Here is a 6923-nt window from a genome sequence, read left to right on the forward strand (position 1 = left end):
TGCCAAAAATAGCAGTATCTTTGCCGGCTCAAAACAAAGAGATGTCTGCTACAAAGAACATTGCCATCATTGCCCACGTTGACCACGGTAAAACCACCCTGGTTGATAAGATTCTTCATTATTGTCAGTTGTTTCGAGAGAACGAAAAAACCGGCGATCTTATTCTTGATAACAATGATCTTGAAAGAGAAAGAGGGATCACTATTGTTTCTAAGAATGTATCCGTAACCTACAAAGGGACCAAGATCAATATTATTGATACACCCGGTCACGCCGATTTTGGAGGTGAAGTGGAAAGTGTTTTAAACATGGCAGATGGAGTATTGTTACTTGTAGATGCTTTTGAAGGCCCTATGCCTCAAACACGTTTTGTATTGCAAAAAGCATTAAACCTTGGTTTAAAACCATGTGTGGTAATCAATAAGGTTGATAAAGAGAATTGTACTCCGGAAGAAGTACACGAAAAAGTATTTGACCTGATGTATGAGTTGGGCGCCGAAGAATGGCAACTCGATTTTCCTGTGGTCTATGGTTCTGCCAAACACAACTGGATGAGCGATGACTGGAAGAAAGAAACGACCTCTATAGAACCCTTGTTGGAAATGGTCCTGGAGCATATTCCTACTTTTAAAGTGGAACCGGGAAATACCCAAATGCTGATCACCTCACTAGATTATTCTTCATTTACTGGAAGGATCGCTATTGGACGTCTGCAAAGGGGAACCTTAAAAGAAGGCCAGGCTATTGTGCTGGTCAAAAGAGATGGCAGCAAGGTTAAATCCAAGATCAAAGAACTGTACACGTTTGAAGGACTCGGAAGAATAAAAGTAAGTGAAGTGATTACGGGTGATATCTGCGCTCTGGTTGGGCTGGAAGGCTTTGACATTGGCGATACTGTTGCCGATAGTGAAGATCCACAAGGATTAAAGACCATTGCCATTGACGAACCTACGATGAGTATGTTATTTACCATCAATGACAGTCCTTTCTTTGGGAAAGATGGAAAGTATGTTACTTCCAGACATATTAAAGAACGCCTGGAAAAAGAATTGGAAAAGAACCTTGCGCTTAGATTAGAAGAGACAGATAGTGCCGATAAATTTATGGTCTTTGGCCGTGGAGTACTTCATTTGTCCGTATTGATTGAAACCATGCGGAGAGAAGGGTACGAAGTGCAGATAGGTCAGCCACAGGTAATTATACGTGAATTTGATGGTGTAAAATGTGAGCCAATAGAGCAATTAACAATAGACCTTCCCGAAAGTGTTTCAGGAAGGGCCGTGGAAATGGTCTCTATTCGCAAGGGAGAAATGATCAGTATGGAGTCTAAAGGAGAACGTATGGTTTGCGAATTCCTGATCCCTTCCAGAGGTATCATCGGTTTGCGAAATCAATTATTGACCGCAACTGCCGGGGAGGCGATCATGACCCACAGGTTTTTGGAATACCAACCTATGAAGGGTGATATTCCCCAACGTCAGAATGGTTCTTTGGTTTCTATGGAACTGGGAAAAGCTATCCCTTACTCCATTGATAAGTTACAGGAAAGAGGCCGCTTCTTTGTTGATCCGGGAGAAGATATCTACGAAGGGCAGGTTATTGGAGAGAACTCCAGAGGAGATGATATGACCATTAACGTCACCAAAACTAAAAAACTGTCTAACGTTCGTTCCTCCGGGGCAGATGATAAGGCTAAAATTGTTCCTGCGATAAAATTTTCTTTGGAAGAAGCTCTTGAATATATTCAAAAAGATGAATATGTGGAGGTAACCCCAAAACATATTCGTTTACGCAAGATCTACCTTACAGAGGTAGACAGGAAACGCAACAAATTAGCATAAAAAAAAGCGCCTCAAAAGGCGCTTTTTTATTTCTATTACTTAGTCCATTGTAGCCGGATGCATAGCTGCTGCTGCTGCACCGATGATCCCGGCATGATTCTGAAGTCCGGCTGGTATCACAGGGGTATCAAGGGTGATATACTCCTTGTATTGATCAAAATCCTTGGAAGTACCACCGCCTAAAATGATGAGGTCTGGAGCAATGATCAGATCAACATACTCTAAAAAAGTATTAAAGCGTTTTCCCCATTCTTCATAGGAGATGTTTTCTCTTTCCTTGGCAGAAGCGGCTGCCCAATCCTCTATTTTGGTGTATTCTTTATAAGGAATATGACCCAGCTCGAAATTAGGGATTAGTTCCCCATTCCAAAATGCGCCACTGCCTAAACCGGTGCCAATGGTGATCATTACCACAAATCCTTTTCGTCCTTTCCCAATCCCGTAATTCATGGTAGCAAAACCGGCTGCATCCGCATCATTTATAATGGTAACAGGTAATCCCGTAGCTTCGCTGAATAATTCTTTAACATTGACATTGACCCATTTCTTATGGAGGTTGCCCCTGGATTTACATATTCCATGCCGCACGGTGGTTGGAAAACCACATCCAACCGGACCTTTATAATCAAAATGATCCACAATCTGTTTTACGACCTTAGCCATGGGTTTTGGCTTTCGGGAAAGTGGTGTGGGGATTCGGAAACGTTCTGTCAGCATTTCCCCTGTGATAGAATTTACAAGGGCCCCTTTCATACCCGATCCTCCAATGTCAATTCCCAGTACTGTCATATTGTTTCATAAATGGTGGCGTATTCTGCCTGGTTTGTAGGGCGTAAAAGTAACAAAAAACTGGAAGCAGAGACCATGCGTTTCTATTCACATCCGGTCTTCCGATTTTAAATGGTCAAAGATGACCCGGCATACTTCAGACACCTTTTCCCTGTCGTAATAGCCTAGCCAGGCCATTTCCTCGATCTCCGAATCTATTTGTAGTACTCCCTGATAAGTAGCTTCATAGCATGTCATACGAACCAATACCCCCGGAGGTTTACTATCTGCCTGTGCTTCAAAAACTCTTATAAATTGAAAACTGTGGGGTTCCAGAATAACCTGTAATTCTTCTTTTATTTCCCTGCTGAGGGCTTTAAGATCGGATTCACCCTTATCCCTTTTGCCACCCGGAAGATAAAAAAGGGATTTGCCTTTGCTGCGCACGCACAGAATTTTCTTTTCACGAAGTAAGATCCAGGCGAGCTTGTCAATAGTATTTTCAGAGGGCTCCACATAGTAATCAATGGAATTTAAAGAATGATTAGGATCAATCAGATCCAGGAAACCATCAATACCTTTTCCAAAAAAGGTAAGCATCCCCAGCTTTTTATTTCTTCCCAGCGCACTGGAAATTGTTTCATCTCTGTTTCCAAAGGGATATCCTCCTTTTCGTATCCATAACAGATTAAGCAAATGCTGCATAAGTACATTCCCTAATTGGTCTATGGAAACCGCGATCTTTAACAAATACTCTCCCAGGCCTTTTAGCCCTCCTTTAAACAAGGTATAAAAGAATCCGTAAATAAGTCCCATAGGACCTGTAATCAGCAGGAGAATCACTGAAATTAAAAATAGCAGGACGCCAATGAGCGGATGTGTTTTTTTATCGGGTTGTGAAAGCTTTTTTTTTCGAATCACCGGATAATACTATGAGGTTAGGATGAATCTTTAACAGATCTTAAAACTGGTTGGGACCAGTACCAAAGGAAGAACAAAAATCCCATTCCAAATAAGACGATTCCCAGGCCATAAAATAATTGGGACAACGTAAAATAATCCAAAAAGGGCAGTAATACAATAGGGGACAGGAATTGTCCCATAAACCAGAAGGTGGTAAGTCTTCCTATTTCTCTCCCACGTATTTCAAGAGGGGCTAATTGCATTACCCATACATTGGCATTTGGGATCATAAGTCCCATTCCCAGACCCCCCAATAACATCCCTAAAAGTACCATGGTATACGAATCGCCATACGCAAATGCGAGGAAGGCGAACGCCAGTAAAAGATAGCCGATGCCAAAGATCTGCCTAAAGCTGAACATATCTTTTATGCGACTGAAGGAAAAGGATGAAATGGCAGAAAAAAAGGTTGCCGATGCCACCGCAAGGCCAATCATTGAATTTTTTTCAACCCCAATAGATTTTAAGTAAAACGGGATCTGAACCGGGATAATAAAAAAGATGATCCAAATGAGCATTACATTGCCAAAAACCAACCAGATAATTGCGGGTGATTTCACCTGTACCACGGTTTTTTGGACATTGACGGCTGCTGCTGGTTCCTTTAGAAAAAAGTAGGTTGCCGGTAATATAAGGAGAGAAAAGAGGTAGAGAAGAAATGGAACTCGCCATCCAATATCGGCCAGGATTCCCCCCAGACTAATAAAGATAATGCCACCAATAGACATAATAGCGATCTGTAATCCTGCAAACTTCTGACGTGCCTTTCCCTGGTAATAATCGGCTACCAGAGTGGTAACAATGGTCATGGTGATCCCAACACAAATACCCAGTAAGGCTCTTCCGGCAAGGATCAGGTAAATATTTTCTATATAATAACCGGAGGTACCCCCTATAGCGTAAAATATAAGAGCCGCGCCCAGTAGTTTTAACCTGCCTATTTTATCAATAATGATACCGGCAAGAATAGCACTCAGGGCAATAAAAAGTCCTGGAAAAGAGAGACTTAACTTAACCAGCGCGGCACCATTGGGTTGTAGTTCAAAAGTCCTCGTCATATCAGGCAACGAGGCCGAAATAGTGATCATGGACATGATGGTAAGGCTACTAACCAATAATAGGGTTGCCTTAACTTGCCAGGTTTCAGTATTCATAGGTTGGTGTAGAAATTTAAGCCTTGAAGCTGCTAAACTACCAGGGATTGGTTTAAAAGAAAACACTCAGGTACTTAGACCATCTGACCTTTCATGAGTTTTGGCAGCATTTCTTTAAAATTCTCTTTTTTGTTTAAATGCGGCAGGGGTTCTCCCGGTTCCTCCACTCCAAGGAATTTACAAAGTGGCCCCCAACCATCCCTTACATCATAGACCAGTAGTTTTTCCTTTGGGACATGGCGTTGTACCGATGCCAGATGTTCTTCCCAAACCTTTTTAGCATGGGCCTTATCCTCAAATTTTCCATCTAATTCGCCTGCAAAGAATGTCTTTTTAAAGAACTTGATACATTTTACTACATTCCTTGCTCTGCTGCTGAACAGCAGTTTGCCCATCATTTTTATCTTTTCTCCCGGGGTTTGCGGTCCAGCCCGGAAAACAGTACTATCTACACTTTTATACCAGGCTTCAAAATCGCGAACCGTTAGTATCACTTTGGCATCGGGGTAGCGTTTCATATGTTCTTTATACCAAGGATATCCGGGAAAATCTACTGTGGCATCATAGCCCTTATACAAGCTATCCCAATCTGTATCGCCGGTTTCAGACAAGGTTTTCCAATAATGCAAGTTATGAGGGTTCACAAGGAGTTCTTTCATATGATAAACATGATTAAATCCTAAGGTCTCTAATGATTGTTTTAAGGTGGTTGTTCCCGTTCGCGGGAATCCAGCTCCAATTACTTTAATAGACATATTTGTTGTTTTTATAGTTGGTGTTAGTGTTATTCAGTAGGTTCTGAGGCAGGTGGGGGAGGCATCTTAAAGATGAATGGTTCTGGCTGCGGTGTCAGAGGTTTTAGGTCCTTACCGGCAAGGCCCGGATAGTCTTTTGGGTATAAGGTGCTTCGGAAAACTCCATAGATGAATGGCCCAATAGGTTGAGAGGTTGAACCATCTGGCAAGGCGTAATCGTATTTATAAGGATTCCAATATTCCCAAACAATTTCGTTGTTTTCGTCAATCTCAATAAAGCGTCCATGCATCCCCTGTGTAATAAGGGTATGTCCGTTTTTAAGACGATGAGCTCCGGAGATAAAGGCAGAATATAACGAATATTTATCAGGAGCAGTATAAGACCAGTCGGGTTCATTCGGACCAAAAGTACCATTGTCCCCCAGGGTATAATTCCCATTTTCATCAGTAGGGATGGCCCATTCTTCCACGGCCGAATAATTCCCAACATCGCCAATCTTCACGTCCATTTGAGGTGTATTATTTCCGCCTAATGCTGCCCACATGGAGGGAAACTTATTGTCTGGATGCGGAATGTCGTTGTTGTATACCATAAGGTTTCCTTCACCTGGGTATCCTTTGGGGATCCATTTTATATCGTGTTGCCCATGCAGGGCCTGGTCTTCTTTAGTGCCTTTCCCATAATTCATTGGATTGCCCCATCTGTATAAAAGGTCACCCCCATGTCCGTATTTCCCGCCGGTACTTCCTTTGGCTTCCTGGGTGGTGGTGGTGTGATCTATTACAAAAATTTCGCCATATCCCGGAACGCTTATTACGATTTGATCTAAGTCGGGATTATAAGAAACGGCATTGGTATGAGTGATGTCTGACCCCTGATTATCCACAGTGGCATTGGAAGTTAAAAAACCCATTTTTTTCATATGCGCAACTTGTTCTTCGCTCATTGGCGGGCCAGCCTCTGCACTTTCCACATTGATATTGATCTTTCTCGGGTGTTCAGAAATTACTCCAAAATTATCCTTTGTTTTATCCAGGTCCTGGATCAGATGATCGCGCATGCGCCATTCCCAAACTACCTTACCATCATTTGGTTTAAGGGGTTGAATCTCAATGATCTTATCTATCCAGACACCTGCCTTGGGAATGTGTTGTGGATCCATGCCTGCTTGGAGGGCCTCTTCCGGAGTAAGGGCGTCGTAAGAAATAGCCAGAATATTGCCATTTGGCAAGATCTCAATATCGTGATGGGTCAATTCTTTTTCATTGTAGTACTTAAAATCCCAGACGAGATTTCCGTCCCAATCATACTCCCGCATCCGGCCAGATTGACCCCCGGCGGCAAAGGTTGGGAAATTTTCATCGCGCTCCATCCTGATCAGATGACCATTGGGTTGAAGATAGGAATTCATGGAATTTAAATCTGAGGACCAGGTATGGAC

Annotated in this window: 6 protein-coding genes; 1 reads left to right on the forward strand and 5 read right to left on the reverse strand. The window is 42.5% G+C overall.

Translation table 11 applies throughout. From position 1 onward, the window contains the following. The first annotated feature begins 41 nt into the window (after positions 1 to 41). Positions 42 to 1841, forward strand: coding sequence for a translational GTPase TypA (typA, locus tag WBM49_RS05025; protein WP_424370975.1), 1800 nt, complete (start codon positions 42 to 44; stop codon positions 1839 to 1841). A gap of 39 nt (positions 1842 to 1880) precedes the next feature. Here the strand turns inward: typA and ppgK are convergent, their stop codons facing one another. The 5 genes from ppgK to WBM49_RS05050 form a co-directional block, all read right to left on the reverse strand. Then, positions 1881 to 2630 carry a polyphosphate--glucose phosphotransferase gene (gene ppgK / locus WBM49_RS05030; RefSeq protein WP_424370970.1) on the reverse strand — a complete coding sequence of 250 codons (750 nt, stop codon included), beginning with the start codon at positions 2628 to 2630 and terminating at the stop codon, positions 1881 to 1883. 87 nt (positions 2631 to 2717) lie between these two features. Further along, positions 2718 to 3530: an NUDIX hydrolase gene (locus WBM49_RS05035; RefSeq protein ID WP_424370971.1), complete on the reverse strand. Its 813-nt coding sequence runs from the start codon at positions 3528 to 3530 to the stop codon at positions 2718 to 2720. Between the two features lie 17 nt (positions 3531 to 3547). Further along, positions 3548 to 4726, reverse strand: a complete 1179-nt coding sequence (locus WBM49_RS05040) for an MFS transporter (protein WP_424370972.1) — start codon at positions 4724 to 4726, stop codon at positions 3548 to 3550. 74 nt (positions 4727 to 4800) lie between these two features. After that, positions 4801 to 5481 (reverse strand): sulfotransferase family protein, encoded by a 681-nt coding sequence (locus WBM49_RS05045; RefSeq protein WP_424370973.1) that lies wholly within the window; start codon positions 5479 to 5481, stop codon positions 4801 to 4803. Between the two features lie 29 nt (positions 5482 to 5510). Continuing rightward, the coding region (locus tag WBM49_RS05050; RefSeq protein ID WP_424370974.1) for an aryl-sulfate sulfotransferase at positions 5511 to 6923 on the reverse strand (1413 nt) is incomplete at its 5' end.

It is taken from the genome of Muriicola sp. (assembly GCF_049669965.1).
GTDB lineage: Bacteria > Bacteroidota > Bacteroidia > Flavobacteriales > Flavobacteriaceae > Muriicola.

Excerpts from the sequence above, each read along its gene's own strand:
- WBM49_RS05040 (WP_424370972.1), bottom strand. The coding sequence starts at position 4,726 with ATGAATACTGAAACCTGGCAAGTTAAGGCAACCCTATTATTGGTTAGT.
- ppgK (WP_424370970.1), bottom strand. The coding sequence starts at position 2,630 with ATGACAGTACTGGGAATTGACATTGGAGGATCGGGTATGAAAGGGGCC.
- WBM49_RS05045 (WP_424370973.1), bottom strand. The coding sequence starts at position 5,481 with ATGTCTATTAAAGTAATTGGAGCTGGATTCCCGCGAACGGGAACAACC.
- typA (WP_424370975.1), top strand. The coding sequence starts at position 42 with ATGTCTGCTACAAAGAACATTGCCATCATTGCCCACGTTGACCACGGT.